The organism is Acidovorax sp. A79, from assembly GCF_041154505.1.
Lineage (GTDB): Bacteria > Pseudomonadota > Gammaproteobacteria > Burkholderiales > Burkholderiaceae_C > Acidovorax.
In genome coordinates, this window is record NZ_AP028672.1 from 3,159,757 (window position 1) to 3,179,480 (window position 19,724).

19 protein-coding genes are annotated in these 19,724 nt (G+C 70.9%); 10 read left to right on the plus strand and 9 right to left on the minus strand.

The features are described 5' to 3' along the window. Positions 1 to 17: 17 nt before the first annotated feature. The gene (locus tag ACAM51_RS14490; RefSeq protein WP_369641018.1) at positions 18 to 947 is read right to left on the minus strand and encodes a LysR family transcriptional regulator; all 930 of its coding nucleotides are present in this window, start codon (positions 945 to 947) and stop codon (positions 18 to 20) included. Positions 948 to 1,075: 128 nt separating this feature from the next. Between ACAM51_RS14490 and ACAM51_RS14495 the strand changes: the two genes are divergently transcribed. The 8 genes from ACAM51_RS14495 to ACAM51_RS14530 all read left to right on the plus strand — a co-directional run bounded on the left by ACAM51_RS14495 (position 1,076) and on the right by ACAM51_RS14530 (position 9,250). Next, the gene (locus tag ACAM51_RS14495; protein ID WP_369641019.1) at positions 1,076 to 2,047 is read left to right on the plus strand and encodes a Bug family tripartite tricarboxylate transporter substrate binding protein; all 972 of its coding nucleotides are present in this window, start codon (positions 1,076 to 1,078) and stop codon (positions 2,045 to 2,047) included. Continuing rightward, the gene (locus tag ACAM51_RS14500; RefSeq protein ID WP_369641020.1) at positions 2,044 to 3,291 is read left to right on the plus strand and encodes a CaiB/BaiF CoA transferase family protein; all 1,248 of its coding nucleotides are present in this window, start codon (positions 2,044 to 2,046) and stop codon (positions 3,289 to 3,291) included. Before ACAM51_RS14495 ends, ACAM51_RS14500 begins: the two co-directional genes overlap by 4 nt. Continuing rightward, positions 3,288 to 4,445, plus strand: coding sequence for an acyl-CoA dehydrogenase family protein (locus ACAM51_RS14505; RefSeq protein WP_369641021.1), 1,158 nt, complete (start codon positions 3,288 to 3,290; stop codon positions 4,443 to 4,445). The genes ACAM51_RS14500 and ACAM51_RS14505 overlap by 4 nt, the downstream gene beginning before the upstream one ends. A 131-nt stretch (positions 4,446 to 4,576) precedes the next feature. Continuing rightward, positions 4,577 to 5,611 (plus strand): acyl-CoA dehydrogenase family protein, encoded by a 1,035-nt coding sequence (locus ACAM51_RS14510; RefSeq protein WP_369643824.1) that lies wholly within the window; start codon positions 4,577 to 4,579, stop codon positions 5,609 to 5,611. Between the two features lie 30 nt (positions 5,612 to 5,641). Next, complete coding sequence (locus ACAM51_RS14515) at positions 5,642 to 6,430, plus strand: crotonase/enoyl-CoA hydratase family protein (protein ID WP_218296499.1); 789 nt, start codon at positions 5,642 to 5,644, stop codon at positions 6,428 to 6,430. Between the two features lie 39 nt (positions 6,431 to 6,469). Beyond that, positions 6,470 to 7,660: a CaiB/BaiF CoA-transferase family protein gene (locus ACAM51_RS14520; protein ID WP_218296500.1), complete on the plus strand. Its 1,191-nt coding sequence runs from the start codon at positions 6,470 to 6,472 to the stop codon at positions 7,658 to 7,660. A gap of 14 nt (positions 7,661 to 7,674) precedes the next feature. Beyond that, positions 7,675 to 8,190, plus strand: a complete 516-nt coding sequence (locus ACAM51_RS14525) for a MaoC family dehydratase (protein WP_369641022.1) — start codon at positions 7,675 to 7,677, stop codon at positions 8,188 to 8,190. Between the two features lie 40 nt (positions 8,191 to 8,230). Then, on the plus strand, positions 8,231 to 9,250 hold the full coding sequence (locus ACAM51_RS14530; protein ID WP_369641023.1) for a Bug family tripartite tricarboxylate transporter substrate binding protein: 1,020 nt from the start codon (positions 8,231 to 8,233) through the stop codon (positions 9,248 to 9,250). A gap of 281 nt (positions 9,251 to 9,531) precedes the next feature. On the opposite strand, the gene ACAM51_RS14535 is transcribed toward ACAM51_RS14530, so the two are convergent. Both ACAM51_RS14535 and ACAM51_RS14540 read right to left on the minus strand, forming a co-directional pair. Then, positions 9,532 to 10,536 (minus strand): Bug family tripartite tricarboxylate transporter substrate binding protein, encoded by a 1,005-nt coding sequence (locus ACAM51_RS14535; protein WP_369641024.1) that lies wholly within the window; start codon positions 10,534 to 10,536, stop codon positions 9,532 to 9,534. Between the two features lie 71 nt (positions 10,537 to 10,607). Beyond that, positions 10,608 to 12,545, minus strand: a complete 1,938-nt coding sequence (locus ACAM51_RS14540) for an acyl-CoA synthetase (RefSeq protein ID WP_369641025.1) — start codon at positions 12,543 to 12,545, stop codon at positions 10,608 to 10,610. Between the two features lie 113 nt (positions 12,546 to 12,658). Here ACAM51_RS14540 and ACAM51_RS14545 point away from each other — a divergent pair, with 113 nt between their 5' ends. Together ACAM51_RS14545 and pssA are read left to right on the plus strand one after the other, a co-directional pair. Beyond that, complete coding sequence (locus tag ACAM51_RS14545; RefSeq protein WP_218296504.1) at positions 12,659 to 13,582, plus strand: LysR family transcriptional regulator; 924 nt, start codon at positions 12,659 to 12,661, stop codon at positions 13,580 to 13,582. Between the two features lie 42 nt (positions 13,583 to 13,624). Further along, positions 13,625 to 14,251, plus strand: coding sequence for a CDP-diacylglycerol--serine O-phosphatidyltransferase (pssA, locus tag ACAM51_RS14550; RefSeq protein ID WP_218296505.1), 627 nt, complete (start codon positions 13,625 to 13,627; stop codon positions 14,249 to 14,251). Positions 14,252 to 14,281: 30 nt separating this feature from the next. Here pssA and ACAM51_RS14555 read toward each other — a convergent pair whose 3' ends face one another. From ACAM51_RS14555 to ACAM51_RS14580, 6 genes are all read right to left on the minus strand, one after another. Next, positions 14,282 to 15,205 (minus strand): DMT family transporter, encoded by a 924-nt coding sequence (locus tag ACAM51_RS14555; protein WP_369641026.1) that lies wholly within the window; start codon positions 15,203 to 15,205, stop codon positions 14,282 to 14,284. A 77-nt stretch (positions 15,206 to 15,282) separates the two neighbouring features. Continuing rightward, the gene (locus ACAM51_RS14560) at positions 15,283 to 16,443 is read right to left on the minus strand and encodes an NnrS family protein (protein WP_369641027.1); all 1,161 of its coding nucleotides are present in this window, start codon (positions 16,441 to 16,443) and stop codon (positions 15,283 to 15,285) included. 65 nt (positions 16,444 to 16,508) lie between these two features. Further along, on the minus strand, positions 16,509 to 17,360 hold the full coding sequence (locus ACAM51_RS14565; RefSeq protein ID WP_369641028.1) for an ABC transporter ATP-binding protein: 852 nt from the start codon (positions 17,358 to 17,360) through the stop codon (positions 16,509 to 16,511). After that, entirely contained in the window at positions 17,357 to 18,148 is a 792-nt protein-coding gene (locus ACAM51_RS14570; protein WP_369641029.1) for an ABC transporter permease, read from the minus strand. Before ACAM51_RS14570 ends, ACAM51_RS14565 begins: the two co-directional genes overlap by 4 nt. A gap of 39 nt (positions 18,149 to 18,187) precedes the next feature. After that, positions 18,188 to 18,640, minus strand: coding sequence for a cupin domain-containing protein (locus ACAM51_RS14575; protein WP_369641030.1), 453 nt, complete (start codon positions 18,638 to 18,640; stop codon positions 18,188 to 18,190). Then, complete coding sequence (locus ACAM51_RS14580) at positions 18,622 to 19,719, minus strand: ABC transporter substrate-binding protein (protein ID WP_369641031.1); 1,098 nt, start codon at positions 19,717 to 19,719, stop codon at positions 18,622 to 18,624. The genes ACAM51_RS14575 and ACAM51_RS14580 overlap by 19 nt, the downstream gene beginning before the upstream one ends. Positions 19,720 to 19,724: the final 5 nt, after the last annotated feature.

The window sequence follows — 19,724 nt, forward strand, 5'->3', positions numbered from 1 at the left end:
CGCTTGCGGGCTGTACGCTACAGCCCGGTTTGATCCATATCCGGGCCGGGGCGGGGCACGCTGGAAAAGCCCATCGCATGCTCGATGAAGCGCTCCACGAGCCGGCTGGCCTCCCCCGCGCGCCGCGCGAGCGCGATGCCCACCTTGAAGCCCGGCGGGTTGTCGGTGAGCGCCAGGCATTTCACGCCGGGCGGCACCACCAGCCGCGCGACGCCGGCCACCAGTCCCACGCCCAGGCCCGCGGCCACCAGGCTCATGATGGTCTGCACCTGCATGGCCTCCTGTGCCACGCGGGGTGAAAAGCCCGACAGCTGGCAGCGCAGAAGCGCCAGGGCGGACAGCCCGGGCACTTTGTCCTGCGGGTACATGATGAAGGGCTCGTCCGCCGCTTCCGAGAGCGCGATCGCGTCGCGCTTCGCCAGCGGGCCGTGCGCGGACACGGCGAGCACGAAATCGTCGCGGTCCATGGGCAGGAGCTCGAACGGCTCGGGGTGCAGAACCGGGTAGCGCACGAATCCCACGTCGAAGCGGCGCGCCAGCAGCCCGTCGAGGATTTCGGTCGATGTGGCCTCCGACAGCTCCAGCTCGATCTGCGGGTAGCGCGCCCGCACGGACGGGATCAGCTCCGGCAGCAGGGCATAGGTGGCCGATCCGATGATGCCCAGGCGCAGCAGGCCGCCCAGTCCCTCGCGCGCGTCCGCCACGGCCTGGCGGCAGCGCTCCGCATGAAACAGCGCCAGGTGCGCCTCGGGCAGCATGGCCTGGCCCTCGGCCGTCAGGCGCACGCCAGTGCTGTGGCGCTCGAACAGGCGGCTGCCCAGTTCCTCCTCCAGTTTGCGCACGGACACCGACAGGGGCGGCTGGGCCATGTGCAGCAGCTCGGCGGTGCGGTGGAAGTTGCCGGTTTCCGCCAGGGTGACGAATTGGCGCAGCTGGCGCAGGTTCATGGGATACCAAACAAATATCGGTTTGTGAATTTTTAATATTAGACAGCATGGGTGCCCGCTGCCTACATTCGCCTGCAGGCCTGGGCAGGGCCTGACGATCAAAAAAATTCCATGAAGGAGACACCGTGATGCAATCCCGTAGAACCGTGGCCGGCGCGCTGCTGGCGCTTGCCGCCACGGCCCTGGCCCCCGCCGTGCAAGCCCAGGCATTCCCTGCCAAAACCATCAAGTTCGTCGTGCCCTTCGGCCCCGGCAGCGGCACCGACACCTCGGCGCGCTACTTCGCGCGCAAGCTGCAGGACCTCACGGGCCAGGCCGTGGTGGTGGAAAACAAGCCCGGCGCCAACGGCTTTATCGCCGTCAAGCAAGTGCTGTCGGCGCCGGCCGACGGCTACACCGTCTTCATCGGCAGCAACTCCACGCTGGCGGTGAACGCCGCGTTGTTCAAGGAGCTGCCGTACGACCCGGTGAAGGACTTCTCGCCGCTGACCATGATGATGCGTTCGCCCGCCATGATCGCGGCCATGCCCAAGGCGGCGTACAGCGACCTCAAGGGCCTGATCGCCTACGCCAAGGCCAGCCCGGGCAAGGTGAACTTCGGCGCGGGCTCGGCCGGCTACCAGCTCATGGGCGAGTTGCTCAACGACACGGCGGGCATCCACACCGTGCACGTGCCCTTCAAGGGCGCCGGCGAGACCATGACGGCCGTGGCCTCGGGCACCGTCGACTACACCTTCGCCGAGGTGACCGCCGTGCAGGAGCTAGCCAAGGGCGGCCGCGTGAAGGTGCTGGCCGTGGCGTCCGACAAGCGCGTGGCCGCGGCGCCGGACGTGCCCACCGCCACGGAAGCGGGCCTGCCGGGCTTCGAGGCCTACACGTGGGTGGGCGCCATGGTCAGCGCCCAGACCCCCGCCGCCGAAACCGCCCGGCTGGCCGAGCTGTTCACCGTCATCTCCAGGATGGACGAGACCCGTTCCTTCTACGAGCGCATCGGAGCCACCGCCATGACCGGTGGGCCCGCGCAGATGCACGAGTTCCAGAAAAACGAGATCGTGCTGTGGAAGCGCATCGTCACCCAGGCCAAGGTGCCGCTGCAATGAGCGGTGCTCCCGCCGCGCAGCCGGGTGCGCTGCAGCATGTGAAGGTGCTCGACCTGTCCCGCGTGCTGGCCGGCCCCTGGGCCGCGCAGACCCTGGGCGACCTGGGGGCCGAAGTGATCAAGGTCGAGCGCCCGGGCACCGGCGACGACACCCGCGCCTGGGGCCCTCCCCATGTGACGGACGCGGCGGGCCGGCCCACCGGCGAGTCGGCCTATTACATGTGCACCAACCGCAACAAGCAGTCGGTGACGGTGGACTTCACCCGGCCCGAGGGTCAGCAGATCGTGCGCGAGCTCGCGGCGCGGTGCGACGTGCTCATCGAGAATTTCAAGACCGGCGGCCTGGCGCAGTACGGGCTCGACCATGTGAGCCTGAGCGCGCTGAACCCGCGCCTGGTGTACTGCTCCGTGACCGGCTTTGGCCAGGACGGCCCCTACGCGCACCGCGCGGGCTACGACTTCCTGATCCAGGGCATGGGTGGGCTCATGAGCATCAGCGGCCACCCCGACGGGGCACCCGGCGGCGGTCCCATGAAGGTGGGCGTGGCGCTCACCGACATCCTCACCGGGCTGTATGCGAGCACGGCCATCCTCGCTGCGCTGCAGGCGCGCGAACACACGGGCCGGGGCCAGCACATCGACCTGGCGCTGCTCGACGTGGGCGTGGCCTGCCTGGCCAACCAGGGCATGAATTACCTGTACGGCGACAAGGTGCCGCAGCGCATGGGCAATGCGCACCCGAACACCGTGCCCTACCAGGACTTCCCCACGCAGGACGGCCACATGATCCTGGCCATTGGCAACGACGGACAGTTTGCACGCTTTTGCCATGCCATCGGCGAACCGGACTGGGCGCAGGACGAACGCTTCGTGTGCAACGCCGGCCGCCTGGCCCACCGGGAGGAACTGGTCGGCCGCATCCGCGCCGCCACGGTGGCGCGCACCACGCGCGACTGGATCGCTCTGCTGGAGCGGCACGCCGTGCCCTGCGGCCCCATCAACACCGTGCGCGATGTGTTCGAGGACCCACAGGTCCAGGCCCGGGGCCTGCGGATCGCGATGCCGCACCCGCAGGCGGGCGAGGTGCCGCTGGTGGCCAGCCCCATCCGCCTGTCGGACACGCCCGTCACTTACCGCCACACGCCCCCGCAGCTGGGCCAGCACACCGACGAGGTGCTGGCCCGCTACCTGGGTTTTTCGCCCGCGCAATTGCAGGCCTACAAGGACGACGGAGTTTTGGGATGAGCACCCTGGATTCACTGGCGCTCACGCGCATTCCCGCTGAAGACGAGGCACTGCGCGCCGAGGTGCGCGCCTTCCTGCAGGAGGCCATTGCCGACCTGCCCGCGCACATCCGCGCGCGCTCCTGGGGCGGCTACAGCAGCGCTCTGAGCCGCCGGCTGGGAGACAAGGGCTGGATCGGCATCACGCTGCCCAGGGCGTACGGCGGGGGCGGGCGCAGCGCGTTCACGCGCTACGTGCTGGTGGAGGAATACCTGGCCTGCGGCGCCCCCGTGGGTTCGCACTGGATCGCCGACCGCCAGAGCGCGCCCCTGATCCTGAAGTACGGCACCGAGGCGCAAAAGCAGTTCTACATTCCGCGCGTGTGCAAGGGCGAGGCGTTCTTCTGCATCGGCATGAGCGAACCCAACGCGGGTTCGGACCTGGCCAGCGTGAAGACGCGCGCCGTGCCCAATGCGCAAGGCTTTGTGCTCAACGGCCAGAAGATCTGGACCACCAACGCCCACCACTGCCAGTACATGATCGCGCTGGTACGCACCTCGGGCACCTCCGAGGACCGCCACCAGGGCCTGTCGCAGGTCATCGTGGACCTGTCGCTGCCGGGGGTCACGGTGCGCCCCATCGAAGACCTCTCGGGCGACAGCCATTTTTGCGAGGTGTTCTTCGACAACGTGCAGCTGGGGCCGGATGCGCTCATTGGCGCCGAGGGCCAGGGCTGGGAGCAGGTCACGGCGGAGCTGGCGTTCGAGCGCAGCGGGCCCGAGCGCCTGTTCTCCTCCATCGTGCTGTTCGACCAGTGGCTCGGCTACGTGCGCACGCCCCAGGGACGCACCGACTCGGCCGTGCGGCTGGCGGGCAAGGTGCTCACGCAGCTGGCGCCGCTGCGCGCCATGTCCGTGTCGGTGCAGGAAAAACTCACGCAGGGCGCGAGCCCCATCGTCGAGGCGGCGCTGGTGAAGGAGCTTGGAACCACCCTCGAGCAGATGATTCCAGCGGCCATTGCCGAGGACCTGTTCGCGCGCGAGGCCGAGGACGTGCCCGTGGAGCTCCTGATGACGCTCAAGTACGTGACCGAGGCCTCGCCCTCCTTCTCGCTGCGCGGCGGCACGCGCGACATCCTGCGCGGAATGATCGCCCGCGGCCTGGGCTTGAGATGAGACACCCCTGGGCTGCTGCGCGGCATCTCTCGCGCGCTGCGTGGGGACCGTGCCTGGCGCCTCCGACCGGGCCGCGCTTCGGCCAGGGGCCGGGGGCAGTGTGTGCAACGCAATGGATGACCGACATGAGCATGAATGACAACGACCTGTTCGCCGATGCCGCGCACGACGTGCTGGCGGACCGGTGCACCCCCGCCGTGGTGCGCGCCATCGAGTGCGGCGGGCGCGCGGCGGATGCCGCGCGGGGCCTGTGGGAGCAGCTGGAATCCACCGGCCTGGCCGACGCCCTGCTGGGCGAAGACGAGGGGGGGGCGGGCCTGGAACTGGACCAGGCCTTTGGCGTGCTGGAGCAATGCGGTGCCCACGCGCTGCCGCTGCCCCTGGCCGAGACCATGGTGGCGCGGGCCTTGCTGGCCCAGGCAGGGCTGGTGCGCCCGCAGGGCAGCATCGCCCTGGCCCGCGGCCAGCGTGGCGCCGGCGGCGGTCTGCACTGCGCGCTGGTGCGCGGCGGCCAGGTGGCCGATACGGTGCTGGTGCAGGCCGGCGGCGCCTGGCACCTGCTTCCCGTCGACGGCGCCCACGCCCATGCGCATGCACTGGCGCTGGATGCGGCGCTGACCTGGTCGGCCGCGCAGTGCGATGCCGCCTCCACGGTGGCCGTGGATGCCGCACTGGATGTGCGCACCCTGCAGGCCGCGGTGGTGGCAGCGCAGATGGCCGGCGCCCTCAGCAGCGTGTTCCAGCGCACCCTGCGGTACGCCAACGAACGCCAGCAATTCGGCCGCCCCATCGGCAAGTTCCAGGCCGTCCAGCACCAGCTGGCCGTGATGAGCGAACACGTGTTTGCCGCGCGCATGGCCGCGCAGCTCGGCTGCAGCGGCGGCGGCGTGGGCATCCAGCCCGACCGCCTGCGCGTGGCGACCGCCAAGGCGCGCTGCAGCGAGGCCGCGCTGGCCGTGTCGGAAGCCGCCCACGCCATCCACGGCGCCATCGGCTTCACCGAGGAGCATGACCTGCAGCTCTTCACCCGGCGCCTGCATGCCTGGCGCCAGACGGCCGGCAGCGAGGGGTACTGGCACACCGTGGCCGGCGAGGCGCTGCTGCAGCACAGCGGCATCACGCTCGATCTGGTGCGCCGCATCACCGACGTCGAATTCCCGGCCTGAGTGCCACTTCGCTGACTGGAGACATTTGCCATGGCCTTTCTGACCATTGAACGCGACGGCGGCATCCTCACCGCCACCATGAACCAGCCCGAAACGCGCAACGCGCTCACCGGCAACACCGCGGTGGACGAGTTCGTGCAGCTGTGCGAGGACGTGCGCCGGGATGCCGGCGTCAAGGTGCTGATCCTCACGGGCGCGGGCCCCATCTTCAGCTCGGGCGGCAACGTCAAGGACATGAAGCGCTTCTTTGATGATGCGTGCACGCCCGACCTGATCCGCGAGGAGTACCGCCAGGGCATCCAGCGCATCCCCCAGGCGCTGTACCAGCTCGATGTTCCCGTGATCTGCGCCGTCAACGGCCCGGCCATCGGCGCGGGGCTGGACCTGGCCTGCATGTGCGACATCCGCATCGCCAGCGAGGCGGCCACCTTCGCCGAGAGTTTTGTGCGCGTGGGCATCGTGCCCGGCGACGGTGGTGCCTGGCTGCTGCCGCGCGCGGTCGGCAGGGCCAAGGCGTCCGAGATGGCGTTCACCGGCGAGGCCATCGGCGCGCAGGAGGCGTTGGCCTGCGGCCTGGTGAGTCGCGTGGTGGCGGCGGACCAGTTGCTGCCCGCCGCGCGGGCGCTGGCCGCCAGGATCGCGGCCAACCCCGGCGCCGTGATGCGGATGACAAAACGCCTGCTGCGCGAGGGCGAACACGCCTCGCTGGCCTCGCTGCTGGAGACTTCGGCGGGCTACCAGGCCATCGCGCACAAGACGGCAGACCACCGGGAAGCGGTGACCGCCTTCATTGAAAAACGCGCGCCGAAGTTCCAGTGAGGCACCGTGCCCGCCCACCCGCCTTCGGAAGGATGTGAGATGACGCCTTTGCAAGGCCTTCGCGTGCTGGATCTGTCCAGCGTGATTTTCGGCCCCCTGGCCAGCCAGGTCCTGGCCGACTACGGTGCCGAGGTGATCAAGATCGAACCGCCCGAGGGCGACTCGACGCGCCATACCGGCCCCGCCCGGGAGGCGGGCATGGCGGCGATGTTCCTGGGCGCCAACCGCAGCAAGAAGAGCGTGGCGCTGGACCTCAAGCAGGCCGGTGCGCAGGAGGCGCTGGGCGCACTGATCGCCACGGCCGATGTGCTGATGCACAGCATGCGGCCGCAGAAGCTGGCGGCCCTGGGCCTCGCGCCCGAGGCGCTGCGCGAGCGTTTTCCGCGCCTGGTGTATGCCAGCCTGGTGGGCTTCTTGCCTGGCCCCTATGCCGGCAAACCCGCGTATGACGACGTGATCCAGGGCATGTCGGGGCTTGCCGACCTGATGGAACGGCAGGGCGGGGAAATGCGCTACCTGCCCACCATCGCCGCCGACAAGACCTGTGCCCATGTGGCCGCGCATGCCATCCTGGCCGCGCTGTGGCAGCGCGAGCGCACGGGCCGGGGGGCCTTCGTGGAAATCCCCATGTTCGAGTCCATGGTGGGTTTCAACCTGGTCGAGCACTACTACGGCCAGCACTTCGAGCCGCCGCTGTCCCCACCGGGCTACCCGCGTGTGCTGGCCCCCTGGCGCCGGCCCTACCGCACGGCCGACGGGGCGGTGGCCATGATGCCGTACACCAACCTGCACTGGCAGCGCTTCTTCACCGAAGTGGGTGCCCCGGACCTGGCGCGCGATGCGCGCTTCGCCGACATCGCCAGCCGCACGCGGCACATCGCCGAACTGCTGGAGCTTGCGTCGGGCTTCACCGGGCGCCACACCACGGCCCACTGGATCGCGGTGTGCGAGCGGCTGGAAATCCCCGCCGCGCCCGTGGCCAGGCTGCAGGATCTGCCCCTGGATCCACACCTCGTGGCCACGGATTTCTTCGAAACCCTCTCCGACCCCGCCCTGGGCGAGGTGCGCTTTCCGGGCGTGCCGGTGCGCTTTGACGGGCAGCGCCCCGCCATCGCCATGCCCCCCCGGCTGGGCGAACACACCGAGACGCTGCTGGCCCAGGCCGGGCTCGGCGGCGCACGGATCCAGGCACTGCTGGGCACCCGCGCAGCCGTGGGCCCCTCTTCTTGACAAGGACGCCTTCCATGATCCCCCAGACGCCTTCTGCGGACACCCTCCGCCCTGCCGCCCTCGCTGGCGTGGACCGCCATTTGCCGCGCCTCGGACAGGGGTTTGTGTGGCAGGACCTGAGCGTGGGACAACGCTTTCGCACCTTCCGGCGCACGGTCACCGAGACGGACCTGGTCAGCTTCATCGGCGTGACCGGCATGCTGGAGGCGATCTTCATCGAAGACGGCTACGAGGGCGGCGCCATGGCGGGGCGGCCCGTGCCGGGGGCGCTGACCTATGCGCTCATCGAGGGCTTCATCCTGCAGACCATGATCCAGGGCACGGGCCTTGCGATGCTGGAGCTGCACCAGAAGATCCTCGCGCCCGTGCGGGTGGGCGACACCATCGAGGCGGTGGTGGAGGTGACGGAGATCCGGCCCACCTCCAGGAGTGGCCGCGCGGTCGTGACCTCGCGCATCGACGTCTTCAACCAGCAGGGGGTACCGGTCATGACCTACACGGCCACCCGCTTGCTCGCCGGGCGTTCGTGAACAGATTTCCCCAACTACAACCACCCAGGAGACAAGCACCATGAAAAAAAGCACTTCCCGCACGTCTTCGCGACCCAGCGGCGTCCGGCGTGTATGCTTGGCCATGCTCGGCTGCGCGGCCGGCGTGGCGGCCATCGCCCCCATGGGCTTGGCGCATGCGCAGGCCTACCCTTCCAAACCGATCACCCTGGTGGTGCCCTTTCCGCCAGGCGGGCCCACCGACCAGGTGGCGCGCGTGCTGGCGCAGAAGCTGACGGAGCAGATGGGGCAGTCCGTGATCGTGGACAACAAGCCCGGCGCCAACGGCAACATCGGCGGCACCCAGGTCAGCAAGGCGGCGGGTGACGGGTACACGCTGCTCTACAACACCTCGTCCATCACCCTGAGCCCGGCGCTCTACAAGAACCTGAGCTATGACGTGCAGAAAGACCTGGCGCCCGTGGCCCTCACCGCCGTGGTGCCGCTGGCCCTGGTCGTGCACCCGAGCCTTCCCGTCAACAATGTGCGCGAGTTCGTCGACTACGCCAAGGCCAACCCAGGCAAGCTCTCCTATGGCTCGGCCGGCAATGGCAATGTGACCCACCTGGCGGCTTTCCAGTTCACCAGGAGCCTGGGCATCGAGGCCACGCACGTGTCCTACCGGGGCAGCGCCCCCGCGGATGTCGACCTCGTGGCGGGGCAGATCCAGTTCATGACGGACACCATCAACTCCGTGATGCCTTTCGTGAAGGACAGGCGCCTGAAGCTGCTGGCGGTCACCACCGCCAGGCGCATGTCCCTGTACCCCGACGTGCCCACGCTGGGGGAAACCGTGATGCCCGGTTTTGAGGCGGGCGCCTGGCAGGGCGTGATGGTGCCCGCCAGGACGCCGGCGGCGCTGGTGCAGCGCCTCAACGCCGAGATCAACAAGGCGCTGCAAAGCGATGAGGTGCGTGCCAGGCTGGCGGTGCAGGGCGCCGAGCCGCTGGGCTCCACGCCCGAAGAGTACCGCGCCTATGTCGGCAAGGAACTCCAGCGCTGGGCCGGGGTGGTGAAATCGACCGGCGTGACCCTCGATTGAACGCGGCGGGGCCCCTGCACCGTGGGCGGCGCTAAAATGCTTCAAAAATGATAGCTGCTTGCGCTTGATGGACAGGCGCTGGGGCCCATTTTGGTCTCAAAGGCCCTCGCGGGCCTTTTTTTGCCTCCTGCCACCTGTTGTGACCGGCGCGCCGCCATGCCAGGGCCGCTCCGCCGCGCTGGCGACGGCCCCCTTCAGGGGCTGAGGGCTGCGGCTCCAAGCCTGCTTGCGCAGGCCTGGACATGACGAAGAGCAGCTGTTTCTGGCAGCCGCTCAGGGGGTCAGTCAAGCTTCGCGCCCGAGGCCTTGATCAATCGCTCCCACACCGGCCGCTCCTTGGCGATCGCGGCCGTGAACAGCGCGGGTGAGCTGTTCTGCACATCGAACCCCATGGCCGCGATGCGCTGCGCCACGTCGGGCAACTGCGTGGCCTTGCGCACCTCGGCGGCAATGCGCTCCAGGATGGGCGCGGGCGTGCCGGCCGGTGCGCCAAAGGCCAGCCAGCCCGCCACGCGGTAGGCCTCGTCGTTCAGGCCCTGTTCGGCCAGCGTGGGCACGCCCGGCAGCGCGCCCATGCGGCGCTCGCCGCTCACGCCGATGGCCTTGAGCTTGCCCGCGTCGATGTGCGGCTTGGCCTGCAGCGCGCTGGCGAACGCGATCTGGATCTGGCCGCCCAGCAGGTCCTGCACCATGGGCGCCTCGCCCCGGTAGGCCACGTGGCTCATGTCGGCGTTCTGCGTGAGGCTCATGTAGGCGCCGGCCAGATGCGGGTAGGCGCCCGTGCCGTAGGAGCCGTAGGCCACCTTGCCCTTGTTCTCCACCACGTACTTGAGCAGCTCGGGGCCCGTGGCCACGGGCACGCCGGGGTGGGCCACCAGCACCAGCGGCGCGATGGCGATCTGGTAGATGGGCGCGATGTCGCGCTCGGGGCTGTAGGGCAGCTTGGTGTACAGGAACTGGTTGGTGAGCATCGAATTGCTCAGGCCCAGCAGCAGCGTGTAGCCATCGGGCGCGGCCTTGGCCACCGCGTCGGTGCCGATGATGCCGGCCGCGCCGGGCTTGTTGTCGATGACCATGGGCTGGCCCAGGCCCGCGGCCATCTTCTCGGCCAGCACGCGCGCGAGCACGTCGGTGGCGCCGCCTGCGGCAAAGGGCACGACCACCTTGATGGGCTTGCTGGGGTAGGCCTGCGCCAGGGCGGCGGGGCCGGTGCACGCGGCGGCGGCGGCCAGGGCGGCGGCGCCCAGCCAGTGGCGGCGGGTCATCGACGGGGGGTGGTGGGGCATGTGTCGTCTCCTGTCATGGGTATTGCAAATCAGGCTGGCCCGGCCCTGCGCGGTGGCGGGCCGGGGCTCGTTCAGGCGGGCTGGGGGCTTCCTGGCGCCGGGGCGATGGTGACGGCAAGCGGCAGGGGCGCGAGCACCTCGCGCAGCCGGGCCTGCAGCGCGGCCGCGCCCGGGCCGGGCTGCAGGGTCACGCGCACGGCGCTCTCGCCTTCGGGCTGCACCTGGGGGCGGGGGAGGCCGGGGGTCTCGGCCCACACGCCGTCGGCCAGCGCCTGCACCGTGTGGCAGGCGGCCTGCAGGCGCAGCGCGGGCTTGTAAATCTTGCCCACGTTGGTCACGGGCATGGTGCCCAGGACCCGCACCCAGCGCGGGCGGGCCACGGCCTCGTCCACGCGCTCTGCGGTGAAGGCGAGCAGCTCGGCCTCGGTCGCCTGCGCGCCCGGCACCAGCGTGGCAAAGGCCACGGGCAGCTCGCCCGCATAGGCGTCGGGCGCGCCCACGGCGGCGGCGAGCTGCACGGCGGGGTGGGCGCCCAGCGCGTCCTCGATCACCTTGGGATCGATGTTGTGGCCGCTGCGGATGATGAGGTCCTTGGAGCGGCCGCTCAGGTGCAGGCGCCCTTCGGCGTCCACGAAACCCAGGTCTCCGGTGGCCAGCCAGCCGTCGGCCGTGAAGGCCTTGGCCGTGTCCGCCGCATCCAGAAACCCCGAGAACAGGTTGGGCGACTGGAACAGCACCATGCCCGGCTGCCCAGGCGGCATGTCCTGGCCGGACGCGTTGCCGTGCGCGTCCAGCGCCACGATGCGCAGCCGCGCGTATGGCAGGCGCCAGCCCACGCAGCCGGCGGGCGCGTGCACGCCCGGTGGCGTGATGGTGGAGATGCCCGCCATCTCCGTCATGCCCAGGCTTTCGTGCACATGCAGGCCGAACAGGCGCTCAAAGCGCGCCGCCAGCTCCGGCGCGAGGATGGCCGCGCCCGTGCGGCAGTAGCGCAGCGACGAGATGTCCGCGCCATCGAGCGGCACGTTGGCCAGCGCGGCCAGCACCGTGGGCACGGCCGACAGGTAGGTGCAGCGGTGGCGCTCGACCAGCCGCCAGTAGCTGGCGATGACCTCGCGGTTGCGGAACAGGCCCGCCGTCGGGATGATGGTCTCCACCCCCGCCGAGAGCGCCGCGAGCGAACCGGGCAGCACGCCCGCCACATGGAACAGCGGGTAGCCGTTGATGCCCACGTCCTGCGGCGTGATGCCCTGCATCTGCACGCTGGCCCAGGCGGTGAACACCTGCGCGCCATGGCTGTGGCGCGCGATCTTGGGCGCGCCCGTGGTGCCGCCGGTGTGAAAGTACGCTGCGATGTCGCCGGGCGCGATGCGCCGGCCGCTCACCAGCTGGCCGGCGGGCTGGCGCAGGCGCGCCGCGAAGTCCACCACGCCCTCGGGCAGCGCGCCGGCGGCGCCGGGCGCCTCATCGTGCGGGGCCACGCGCAGCACGGTGGCGAGCGTGGGCACCTGGCTGCGCAGGCGCAGGGCCTTGCTCCAGTAGCCCACGTCGCCTTCCGCGCCGTAGGCGATCAGCACCTTGGCGCCCGCCAGCGCCATCATGGCCGCGAGCTTCTCGTCGGTGAGCATGGGGTTCAGGGGCTGCACGATGCCCGCCGCCTCGCCGCCCCACAGGGCCAGGTGGTATTCCAGGCAGCCGGGCAGCAGCACGGCCACGGCGTCCCGGGGGCCCACGCCCAGTGTGTGCAGCAGGTTGGCCGTCTGGTGGATGCCGGCCAGCAGCTGCGCGTACGACCAGCGGATGGGCGCGTCCGCCGGATCGGCCGTGGGCAGGAAGGTCAGCGCGGTCTTGCCGCCGAACGCATGGGCGGCATTGCGCAGGATTTCATAGGTGCTTCGCACCGGCAGCGCCTCGGCCAGGGGCGTGGCTTCCAGCTGTTCGACATCCCGCAGGCCGCGGAGGGTGGTGGCGGTGCGGGCAAAGGGCGGATGGAGTGCGGGAGCGGTCATGGACGGAAGTGCGGGCAGACCCGGGATTGTTGTGCCGACAGGATTTCTTGACAATCACATGAAGGATTGACACTCTGTATGAATATTTTTGACAAACAAGCGGAGCGCGCCACATGGATCTCTCGGCACTGACCCTGCTGGTGGAGATCCTGGACGCCGGCAACCTCAGCCTGGCCGCGCGCAAGCTCAAGATGAGCCGCGCCAACGTGAGCTACCACCTGCACCAGCTGGAGAAGTCGGTGGGCGTGCAGCTGGTGCGCCGCACCACGCGGCGCGTGGAGCCCACCGAGGTCGGGCTGCGCCTGTACGAGCACGGCCGCAGCATCATGAACGAGATGCTGGCGGCGCGCGAAACCATCGCCACGCTGGGCCAGAGCCTGCAGGGGCGCGTGGGGCTGAGCATGCCCCTGGGCTACGGCCAGATGGTCATGGCCGGCTGGCTCATCGAATTCAAGCGCCTGTACCCGGGGATCGTGCTCGAAGTGATGTTCGAGAACCGCGTGAGCGACCTCGTGCGCGAGGACGTGGACATCGCCATCCGCATCATGACCGAGCCGCCGCCGGCCCTGGTGTCGCGGGCCCTGGGCCCCGTGCGCTACGTGGTGTGCGCCGCCCGCGCGTACGCGCAGGAGCACGGCCTGCCCACGCGCCTGGAGCACCTGGCCACGGTGCCGCTCTTCACCTCGGGCTTCATCGGGCGCGAGCTGCGCGTGGCCGCCTACCGGCCCGACGGCCAGCGCGAGGAAGTGCTGCCCCGGCCCACCCTGCTGTCCGAGCATTTTCCCTTCCTGCGCGACGCGGTCCTGGCGGGCCTGGGCGTGGGCCTGCTGCCCGACTACGTGGTGGCGGACCCTGTGCGCGAGGGGCGCATCGTCACCGCGCTCGACGACTACCGCCTGAGCGTCTTTGGCACGCAGATGTTCCTCCTGTACATGCCCAACCGCTACCAGACCAGTTCGGTGCGCACGCTCATCGATTTCATCCTCGAGCGGGCGGGCGGTGTGCCTACAAGAAGCCCGGCACCTGGCCGCCCATAATGGGGCGTTCTCATCCACCATGGCGCGACCGGAGCTCCTGACATGAACACTCCCCGACATCCCAAGCGTTTCTCGATGATCCGCGAATTCCACCTGGCCGACTGGTTCACGCTGGGCAACGCGGTCTGCGGCGTGGGCGCATTGTTCTCGTCGATGACCTACCTGGAAACCGGCGCCGTGGTGCACGTCTATTTCGCCGCCGCCCTCGTGCTGGCCGCGCTCATCTTCGACGTGCTGGACGGCCGCATCGCGCGCTGGCGCCAGAAGAGTTCGGCCATGGGCCGGGAGCTCGATTCGCTGGCCGACGTGATCTCGTTCGGCGTGGCTCCGGCCATCATCGCCTATGGCTGCGGCATGCAGGGCCTGTACGACCGCATCGTGCTGGCCTACTTCGTGGCCTGCGGCGTCTCGCGCCTGGCGCGCTACAACGTCACGGCCGAAACCCTCTCGGGCGACGACGGCAAGGTGAAGTACTTCGAGGGCACGCCCATCCCTACCTCCATCGTGCTCGTGGGCCTGCTGGCCCTGGCGGCCTACCTGGGCGCGGTGCGCGAGAGCCTGTGGTTCGGCAAGGTGCTCATCGGCGGCTTCACGCTGCACCCGCTGGTGCTGCTGTTCGCGCTGTCGGGTTCGCTGATGATCAGCCGGATCCGGATCCCGAAGCTGTAGCCCCCCGGCGCGGGCCTATTGCCACCGCGCCTACTGCGCCGCGGGCCGGCGGTTCACCAGCACGATCCCCGCCGCCACCAGCACCAGCGCGGCCACGAGCCCGGCGGTGACGGGCTCGCCCAGCCACCAGGCGCCAAACAGCAGCGCGAACACGGGCGTGAGGAACACGAACACCGAGATCTTCGTGGCCGGGTAGTGCGCCAGCATCCACATCCAGGCCAGATAGCTCACGAATGCACCCACGAGCGCCTGCACCAGCAGCGAACCCCAGGCGAAGGTGCTGAACTGCAAGGTCCAGCTTTCGCCCAGGGCCAGCGACAGCCAGGGCAGTGCGGCGGCGCTCACGCCCACCTGGTAGAGCAGCTGCTTGGCGGGCGCCACGCGCGCGAGCGGCGTGGTGCGGATCACCACCGTGGTCAACGCCCACATCAGGCCCGCGGCCAGGCCCAGCAGGTCGCCCAGCCAGGCACGGGGCAGGGCGGCATTGGCGGGGCCCAGCAGACCGTCGCCCAGCGCCAGCCCCACGCCCACAAAGGCAGCGGCCAGTCCCAGCCACTGCCAGCCCTGCAGGCGCTCACCGGGGATGAAGCGCGGCAGCAGCAGGGCCACCCAGAACGGGGCGGCATAGAGGAACACCGTGAGGCGCGACGCCGTGGTGTACTGCAGCCCCAGGTAGATGCAGGCAAATTCTCCTGCGAACAGCGCCCCGGCGAGCAGGCCCGCGCGCGGTGCCCCGGCCGGCTCGGCCGCGCCCGACAGCGGCACGCCGCGCCACGCGCACCAGGCGGCGACCGCCACGGTGGCCAGCACGAAGCGCAGAAAGGCCTGGTACACGGGAGCCACCTCGCCCACGGTGGCTTTCACCAGCACCTGCTGGAAGCCCCAGAACATGCAGCAGGCCAGCAGCAGGGCGATGGCCAGGGAATCGATGTGGGTTTTGCGGGGAGAAGACATCGGTCGATTATCAAAGACCCTTGCCCGGCGGCCCGTCGCCCATGCATCCAGGCGACCCGGAGCGCAGGCGGAAGGCTTCACGGCCCCTCGCAACCCTGGCGGCCATCGGCCCGGGCGCGCCACAGCGGCGGTCCGATGCGCCACAGCAGCACGGCGAAGGCCGCGCACCAGCCCGCGCCGGCCCCCGCCAGCCACAGCGGCCCGCCGCCCGCCCACGCGGCGCCCGCGCGCACGGCGGTCGCCAGCAGCAGCAGGCCGGCGGCCCAGGGAATCCAGCGGCTGGTATCGGGCGGCAGCCCGCAGTGCGCCCGCCCGGCAATGGCGATCACCATGAAGATGTTCAGGCCCACCGCGCCCATTGTGATCAGGTGCCGCCCCGCGCCCGTGCCGCCGCCCGCGCCCAGGTGCGACAGCCCCAGCGCGCCATAGCCCAGCGCCATGCAGGCATACACCGCGTAGAGCAGAAGTGGCGTGCGCCGCAGCAGCGCCCGGCCCACATGCCAGTCGCCCATCAGGTGGAACACCGAGGCACTGGCCGCCAGCGCCAGCCAGCCCGCGAGGTGACTGCCTGGCCGGGCGAACTCGGCCAGCGTGTATAGCGCGATGCACAGCGCCGCCAGATGGCGCCGTGGCGGACGCGCCACGTAGGGTGGCGCGCCGGGCGTGGCCTGTTCGATGGCGCGGTTCACGATGCGCATGGAGATGCGGCTCATGGCCGCCACGATGAGCAGCATCAGCAGCCCCAGTGCCACAAGCAGCCAGCGCAGGGCCGGCAGGCCCCGCAGCGCATCGGCATAGAAGCCCGCCACGGCGGTCGCCAGCGCGGGCAGCGCCCACCAGAACGCCACATGGCGCCGGCCGGCCGGTGACCACAGGGGCCGCGCCAGCATGGCCGCCAGCCCCAGCAGCAGCCCGCCGTGCGCCAGCGCCGCCAGCCACAGCGCCGGCGCACCGGCCGCGCCGGAGCCCCAGAAACCGATGCGCCCCAGCATCCACAGCGCCGCCAGCGCACGCAGCTGCCCGCGCGTGGCACCCCTCTGGCCCGTGAATTCAGGCATGGCGGTGAGCGCGAACCCCCCCACGGCGGCCAGCGCGAAGCCGAAGACCAGTTCATGCACGTGCCAGGCCACCGCGCCGCCGGCCACGGCCGGAGGCGGCAGGCCGGCGCCCAGCACGGCGCTCCACCACGCCAGCAGCGTGACGGCCGAGCCCATGGCCAGCAGGAAGAAGGGCCGCATCTCGCACATCCACACCGGATGGGCCGCATGCCACGGCGCGGGCCGTGGCGTATCCGCAGGCCTGCTCAGCATCGCGATGCCCACGGTCCAGGGTGAGGGGTGTGCGATCCTGGCGCCAACGGCTGCCAGCGGCCCTCGCCCGTGGCGTTCTCCGGCGCCGCGGTGCCGGCGTCGCCGGGCAGGCCGAATGCCGCGCGCACCCCGGGGTGCTGCCGCAGCTCGGCGATGCAGCGGTACACCAGCGCGTCACCGCGCGCCAGCGCCGCGCCCGGCGGCTCGTAGCGCGCCACGATGCGCCCGGGCGCGGCAGCCATGACCAGCACCGTGTCCGCCAGGCGCACGGCTTCCATCAGGTCGTGTGTGATCAGCAGCACGGCCATGCCCTGTGCGGCCTGGCGCGCGAGCAGCAGCTGGTGCAACTGGCCGCGCAGGCCCACGTCGAGTGCGCCGAACGGCTCGTCCATCAGCAGCAGGTCGGGCTGCAGCACCAGCGCGCGGGCCAGGGCCGCGCGGCTTTGCATGCCGCCTGAGAGCTCGGCGGGGAACTGCGCCAGCACCGACGCCGCCAGGCCCAGCGCCAGCGCGGCCTCCCTGGCGCGGCGGTGGCGCTCGGAGCGGGCCACGCCCTGCGCCTTCAGACCCAGGGCGATGTTGTCCAGCGTGCTCATCCAGGGCAGCAGGCGCGGCTGCTGGAACATCAGCGCGGTGTGCGCGAAGCCGTGGCGGATACGGCCCTGCTGGTGCGCCAGCAGCCCGGCGCACAGGTGCAGCAGCGTGGTCTTGCCACAGCCCGATGGGCCCACCAGCGCGACGATGCGGCCAGCCGGCACGTCGAGGTCGATCCCTTCCAGCACCGGGGCGGGGCCGTAGGCATGGCGCAACCCGCGCACCTGCAGGTTGGATGGGCACGCGCTCATGCGCCGGCTCCCCGCCAGCGCTCCAGCTCGCGCTTGAAAGGCTCCAGCAGCGCATATTCCAGCACCAGCAGGCTGCCCACCACGGCACAGATCCAGGCGAGCGAGCCGCTCGTGTCCAGGTGCGAACGCGTGACGGCCAGCGCCGCGCCCACGCCGTCGCTCGTGGCGAGCAGTTCGGCCATCACCGCCACCTTCCACGAGGAGCCCAGGGCCGTGATCCAGGCCGGGAACAGGTAGGCCGCCACGTGCGGCAGATACAGGTCGAGGATGCGCATGCGCCAGGGCAGGCGGTAGGCGCGCGCCATGTCCCGGAGGTGGTGGTCCAGGGTGCGCGTGCCCTGCAGCGCGCCGGTGAAGACCACCGGCAGGCAGGCCACGAAGACGGTGAACACCGGTGTGCCGTCGCCCGCCCCGAACCAGAGCATGGCCAGCACCAGCCAGGCGATGGGCGGCATGCCCAGCAGCAGCGTGACCCAGGGGCGCGCCATCATCGAAGCCGTCATCGACAGGCCCGCCAGCAGCCCCAGCGCGCTGCCCACGCCTGCCGCGAGCACGAGCCCCAGCAGCGCGCGGCGCGCGGTGGCGGCCAGCTCCGGCCAGGCCGCGCCCGACTGCGCCAGGCCCCGCAGCGCGGTGAAGGTGGTGAGCGGGTCGGGCAGGATCAGCGGGCCGTAGAGGCCCGCGCCCAGGTCCCACAGCGCAAGGAACAGCAGCAGGCTGGCCAGTGCCCCCCAGCCGCTCCACAGATAGGCGGGCGCGCCCCGCAGCAGGCGCCAGACCAGGCGCATCTCAGCCCGGCCCCCGGCCGGAACAACGTGCGGGACAGCTCATGGGCGGGCGGGCGATGGGGCGGCGCAAGCAAGGCAAACTTCGGTCAGCTGCAGCACCACGGGCTCCTGCAGCGTGCGGGCGAAGTGCCGGTGGCCGGCGTCTTCCGAGAACACGCTGCCGGGCGGCATCGGCTTGAGCATGGCCGCGTCGAAGCGGTCGCCAAAGCCCAGCAGCAGCGTGCCGCTGACCACGGTGACGAGGCGGTAGCCGCGTTCATGGCCATGGGGGGGCAGGTCGGTGCCGGCGGCGATGCGCACGCGGCGCGTCACCACGTGGTGCGCGGCGTCGGCGTGCACGTCCACACGTTGGGTGGCCTTGCCCTCCTGCCAGGTAATCTGTTCGGGCGTGAGGGTGAACGCACCGCCGTCGCCGCCACCGGCGGCGAGGACGGGCAGCGCCATGGTGCCCAGCAGGGCGGCGAGCAGTGGAATCAGGCGATGGCTTGGCATGGAGATCCTTGAAACGAAGAGGTGCCGCCGTGGCGGGACGCGGGGGCCCCGGGCGGCGGCATGTGGATGAAGCCGGCGTCGGGCAGCTTGCCGCCCAGCAGCGCGGGATCGCGTGCGAACAGCTGGCCGAAGAAGAAGCCGATGTCGTCCCGCGCCGCATGGGCCGGCACGGCGTCGAGCTGGCTCGTGGCCAGGGCGTCGGCGACGGCCTCGGGCGTGAGCAAATCGATGCGCGCCGCCACCAGACGGCCGCAGTCAAGCGGGTTCGCGCGGCACCATGCGGCCGAACGCGCGTAGGCGTGCGCCACGGCCGCCAGCACGGCGGGCTGCCCGCGCACCATGCCCACGGCGGCGATGCCGGCCTGCGGCAGGCGTGGCGCGCGCTGGAACACCCGCCCCCATTCCTGCTGAAGATCGGCGCCGCGGTGCAGTGCGGGCGCCACGAGGCCGGCGGGAAACGACTGCGTCTTGCGCAGCGCCATCGACACCGCGGGCTCGGACAGCAGTGCGTGCGCAACGCGGCGCGTGATGAGCAATTGCATGGCCTCCATGGGCGTGGGCACGTAGCGCGCGCGGAAATCGCGGCGCAGGTCCAGGCCCTGCCTGGCGGCCAGCAGCTGCAGCATCAGGTCGGGCATGTCGCCACGGAACGGCACGGCGATCTCTTCACCGCGAAAGTCCGCAAGCGCCTTGCGCCCGACGTCGCGCGTGACGATCCACAGCGCGCCCCAGGTAGCGATGTTGAGCAGCGTCACGCCCGCGCCGCGGTTGTAGAGGTTGGCCGCCACGTTGCTGGGCATCGCCAGCACGTCGGCCTGGTGGCCCAGGGCCATCACGCGCAACTGGTCGGGATCGCGCCAGGGGGTGAAGGTGGTGCGCTCGGCGATGCCGTTCAGCGCGCCGGTCTCGGCCATGTGGATGAGCGGCGCGGACACGATGGCGGGCGGGCCCGCCAGGGCAATCCGCGGCAGCCGCCCCGCGGGCGACGGGTCGGCGGCGCGCGCATGTCCGCCCAGGGCGAGCGCGCAGCTTGCGGCCAGCATCTGGCGGCGGCGAAGTCCGTTCCAGTGGAGTGTCATGCGGC

Bases quoted from the DNA above. Each gene is read 5' to 3' on its own strand.
- pssA (WP_218296505.1), top strand. From the start codon at position 13,625: ATGAACACTCCCCGACATCCCAAGCGTTTCTCGATGATCCGCGAATTC.
- ACAM51_RS14545 (WP_218296504.1), top strand. From the start codon at position 12,659: ATGGATCTCTCGGCACTGACCCTGCTGGTGGAGATCCTGGACGCCGGC.
- ACAM51_RS14505 (WP_369641021.1), top strand. From the start codon at position 3,288: ATGAGCACCCTGGATTCACTGGCGCTCACGCGCATTCCCGCTGAAGAC.
- ACAM51_RS14565 (WP_369641028.1), bottom strand. From the start codon at position 17,360: ATGAGCGCGTGCCCATCCAACCTGCAGGTGCGCGGGTTGCGCCATGCC.
- ACAM51_RS14575 (WP_369641030.1), bottom strand. From the start codon at position 18,640: ATGCCAAGCCATCGCCTGATTCCACTGCTCGCCGCCCTGCTGGGCACC.
- ACAM51_RS14515 (WP_218296499.1), top strand. From the start codon at position 5,642: ATGGCCTTTCTGACCATTGAACGCGACGGCGGCATCCTCACCGCCACC.
- ACAM51_RS14535 (WP_369641024.1), bottom strand. From the start codon at position 10,536: ATGCCCCACCACCCCCCGTCGATGACCCGCCGCCACTGGCTGGGCGCC.
- ACAM51_RS14520 (WP_218296500.1), top strand. From the start codon at position 6,470: ATGACGCCTTTGCAAGGCCTTCGCGTGCTGGATCTGTCCAGCGTGATT.
- ACAM51_RS14570 (WP_369641029.1), bottom strand. From the start codon at position 18,148: ATGCGCCTGGTCTGGCGCCTGCTGCGGGGCGCGCCCGCCTATCTGTGG.
- ACAM51_RS14560 (WP_369641027.1), bottom strand. From the start codon at position 16,443: ATGCGGCCCTTCTTCCTGCTGGCCATGGGCTCGGCCGTCACGCTGCTG.
- ACAM51_RS14510 (WP_369643824.1), top strand. From the start codon at position 4,577: ATGAATGACAACGACCTGTTCGCCGATGCCGCGCACGACGTGCTGGCG.
- ACAM51_RS14540 (WP_369641025.1), bottom strand. From the start codon at position 12,545: ATGACCGCTCCCGCACTCCATCCGCCCTTTGCCCGCACCGCCACCACC.
- ACAM51_RS14490 (WP_369641018.1), bottom strand. From the start codon at position 947: ATGAACCTGCGCCAGCTGCGCCAATTCGTCACCCTGGCGGAAACCGGC.
- ACAM51_RS14530 (WP_369641023.1), top strand. From the start codon at position 8,231: ATGAAAAAAAGCACTTCCCGCACGTCTTCGCGACCCAGCGGCGTCCGG.
- ACAM51_RS14580 (WP_369641031.1), bottom strand. From the start codon at position 19,719: ATGACACTCCACTGGAACGGACTTCGCCGCCGCCAGATGCTGGCCGCA.
- ACAM51_RS14525 (WP_369641022.1), top strand. From the start codon at position 7,675: ATGATCCCCCAGACGCCTTCTGCGGACACCCTCCGCCCTGCCGCCCTC.
- ACAM51_RS14555 (WP_369641026.1), bottom strand. From the start codon at position 15,205: ATGTCTTCTCCCCGCAAAACCCACATCGATTCCCTGGCCATCGCCCTG.
- ACAM51_RS14495 (WP_369641019.1), top strand. From the start codon at position 1,076: ATGCAATCCCGTAGAACCGTGGCCGGCGCGCTGCTGGCGCTTGCCGCC.
- ACAM51_RS14500 (WP_369641020.1), top strand. From the start codon at position 2,044: ATGAGCGGTGCTCCCGCCGCGCAGCCGGGTGCGCTGCAGCATGTGAAG.